This is a genomic window from Bacteroides sp. HMSC067B03, assembly GCF_001811315.1.
In the GTDB taxonomy this organism is placed as follows: domain Bacteria; phylum Bacteroidota; class Bacteroidia; order Bacteroidales; family Bacteroidaceae; genus Bacteroides; species Bacteroides faecis.
In genome coordinates this window covers 1-464 of the sequence record NZ_KV804363.1, presented here as the reverse complement: position 1 = coordinate 464, position 464 = coordinate 1, and the positions used below count along the sequence as shown (strand labels likewise).

At 48.9% G+C, this 464-nt stretch carries 1 pseudogene; it reads right to left on the bottom strand.

The features are described 5' to 3' along the window. Positions 1-464: pseudogene (locus HMPREF2794_RS13410) on the bottom strand (phage tail tape measure protein); the annotation flags it as partial.

The window sequence follows — 464 nt, the reverse complement described above, 5'->3', positions numbered from 1 at the left end:
GTGCGGCTTTCATCGGATCATCAAGGGAAACCTTGTACTGGTTCATTGCGGTGGACATGGCGGCTGATGCTCCGGGAACATCATTTGACATCGTCTTGCTAAGTGTCATTACATTGTTCGACATGATTTCAAGCGCGTCCGGTGCTTTTTTCAGTTCCGGAGTAATCTTTGAAAGCAAGTCCTTATAAACGATCATAGCGTCTGCCGCATCGGTACCGAACGCTTTTGCCGTATTACGGGCTTTGGTGGCGAGAACGTCCAGTTCCTTCCCCTCCATGTTGGTGATACCGGACATTTCGGCAACAGCGGTTTCAAACCGGATACCCGGTTCGATGGCATCATTAAAGGAATCACGGATATTGTCGACACCTTCTTTCAGTTGGTTGAGAAAGAACATTCCTTTTCCCAACCCTTCCAGTTTTCCGGCTGCTTTTCCCGATGTCTCCCCAAGACGTTCAACCACT